Consider the following 2,704-nt stretch of genomic DNA (forward strand, 5'->3'; position numbering starts at 1 on the left):
ATCTCGGCCATCGCTTCGTCGGGGATACTCGTTTCCGGGGAAGACACAGGCAGTCGCTCGACTTCCCGACCCAGCAACGCGGTCAGTTGATCGACAGCCGACGCTTCAGGCGCCAGCATGAGCAAGCGATCCACCGCCGTTTTGGTTTATTGCGAGTAGAGGTAAAAAGACTGATTAATTTCATAATTCAACAGGTTGTATATTTCGGACGCGTCACCGCCGATATCCGGGATTTGGATGTTTCGCGAGAAGAGGAACTGTCCCATGAAGAAAAAATAGAGAAAACAGTCTGCCTCGCCCAGATGGATGAATCCGAATCCTTTGCTGGAGAATGCGTCGACCTTATCTCCCAATTTAGCCTGCCACACCTGGGCTGGCGTGGTGATGCCAAGCGGGCCGATGCCAAGGGTTTCCAACCGTCGATATAGCCGATAGGCAATTTCCTCCTGCAGATAGAAAGTGTACAACTGCTGGCGGTGGTCCTGATCCTGGACAACGGCATAATGATAGAAGTCGCCGGCCTGGTTCAGCGCCGGCTGTTCCAGTTTCAATTTGCGTTCGATAAAGGCAGTGATCACCGATTTTTTGCGGGCCTGAAACTCGTCAAAACGGCTTCCCATCCAATGGTCCGGAACGACAAGCAGCCGGTGAACCGACTGCAATGCCGACTTCGGCAGCTCCGCTGCCGTGGTGCTCCCTTCCAGGAAGTCCGCCAGGGGCAGGCTGGCCTGCGTCTGGAAACGGCCGTCCGCCGAGAGCGTCAGAAAACAGATCGTCTCATCGGTGGCAATGGTGATCAACGATGGTTGGCGTCTAATCATGATAGCCCACTTATCGGCACTTAAATCGAGAAGTTAACCTTATTCGTGATCTTTTTTTCAGGCTCATTTGTTTTTGCGCGAACGACAACCCAATAAGGATATCCGCCGGCCCCGTTGCAGGCAGCACGGATGGTAGGCGCCATATTCGACCGTGACTATTTCCTCGCCACCAGCGGACTTGTTTTGACTTATTTGACGAATATGTTAATTATGATGGACAGATAGAGTAAATTCGACTGTTCTTTCATCAACGGCCTGGCGGTTGACCGACAGATGATGGGGCCTTCTTTCATATCAGGTATGGCCATCGTGGAGGTATTCAAGATGAGAAGAATCTGGTTCGCTGTTTGTGCGGCAACCCTTGTTCTCGGGGGCTGCTCGGGTGTCCAGGTCAATCAGGACTATGATCCGGCCACCGATTTTTCATCGATGCAAGCCTACCGCTGGGAATCGGAAACCCAGGATAAAACCGGTGATCTTCGCATCGACAATCCCCTTCGCGACACCCGCATCCGGGCGGCGGTGGAACGGCAGCTCGCCGGCAAGGGTTTCGTCAAGTCGGAAGACGGCACATCGGCATTCCTGGTCCGCTATCAATACACGCTGCGCCAGAAAATCGAATCGGACGGCGCCGGAGGTGGCATCGGGTTCGGCATCGGCAGCTTTGGCCGGCATGGCGGCGTGGCCATCGGTACCGGCAACAACCTCCGCGAATATGATGAGGGGACGCTGACCATCGATTTTGTCGATGCGGCATCGCAGATCCTGCTCTGGCGGGGCACCGGCACCCAGCGGTTCCGGGAGTACAAGGATCCAGAAAAAGCCAGCCGGGACATCAACACGCTGGTGGAGAAAATCCTGGCGCAATTTCCACCGCAACCTTAAAATGAACCCAACCCCTGTTGACCCCTCCATGGAGGCCCGTTGAGCCTATTTTTCGACAAGCGCGACCGTGATCTTCTCAAGATCGTCAATGGTGTGCTGAGCCGGTCCACCCCTGCCGTCATCGGCAAAAAAGGCCTGTTTCCCTGGTTTCATCCCCATGGCATCAAGGAACTGGCCGAAACCAGGGGGCTTCGCATCGCCTACGCCATCATCCACCTGCTCGAGTCTCTGGAAGCCGGGGATCTGGAGGATCGTCTCAACGCCCTGCGCTCGCTGCGTGACGAAGTGCTGCACGCCTCGGCCGGCACCCTGCCCAAGAACGCCGCACGGGTGCTCCTGTCCATCATGAAGGATCTGATACGAGCCCACGGCAACGAGATTGAACAGCTCAAACTGGCCCATGATTTCAGGCGGGTGGCCAGCGGGAAGCCCAGCATCGTCAGAAAAATGCTGCGGCGCTACCACTTGTTGGAGATGCCTGAAGCCTGGAATCAACTGGCCTTCGACGATCACGTTCACGACATCAACACCAAGGGCCGCAAATCCGCTTCCCACCTGATCATGGATGCCTGGATCAAGGGGATCAGACGCCTGCGGGTCATCTACTACAACTTCATCGACCCCCCATCCGCCGCCGAACTGATCGAGGCCGCCCAGATCATGGGGGTCCAAATCCGCATCGGCATCGAGTTCTCTGCCCGCTTTCGGGGCAAATATATCCAGCTGATCTGGGTCCCCCGGGGCTTTTCCGATGCCCAGTCGTTCCTCTGTTTCCTGGCCGAAGAACCCGTCAGACAGCTCATGGACCAGGGCCGCGCGGTCACCCGTTACCGGCAGCGCTACGTATTGCACATTTTAGAGGCCTTCAACCAGGTTCACCGGCTTGCGATCAACGCCGCCACGGGTCTGAAGATCCCCCCGTTGGACCCCGGCCGGTTCCTGGCATTCGTTCGGCCCGGCCAGCCGTCCATTCTCCACCTGGCCAAATACATCCACCA

Annotated in this window: 2 protein-coding genes and 1 pseudogene; 2 read left to right on the forward strand and 1 reads right to left on the reverse strand. The window is 56.5% G+C overall.

Annotated elements, in window-relative coordinates; translation table 11 throughout:
- Positions 1-146 precede the first annotated feature (146 nt).
- Positions 147-821 carry a hypothetical protein gene (locus tag ABYV26_RS24200; protein ID WP_372683914.1) on the reverse strand — a complete coding sequence of 225 codons (675 nt, stop codon included), beginning with the start codon at positions 819-821 and terminating at the stop codon, positions 147-149.
- A gap of 324 nt (positions 822-1,145) precedes the next feature.
- Between ABYV26_RS24200 and ABYV26_RS24205 the strand changes: the two genes are divergently transcribed.
- On the forward strand, positions 1,146-1,706 hold the full coding sequence (locus ABYV26_RS24205; protein ID WP_372683915.1) for a DUF4136 domain-containing protein: 561 nt from the start codon (positions 1,146-1,148) through the stop codon (positions 1,704-1,706).
- 39 nt (positions 1,707-1,745) lie between these two features.
- Positions 1,746-2,704, forward strand: a pseudogene (locus ABYV26_RS24210) (hypothetical protein); the annotation flags it as partial.

This window comes from Desulfosarcina sp., assembly GCF_041551955.1.
Classification (GTDB): domain Bacteria; phylum Desulfobacterota; class Desulfobacteria; order Desulfobacterales; family Desulfosarcinaceae; genus Desulfosarcina.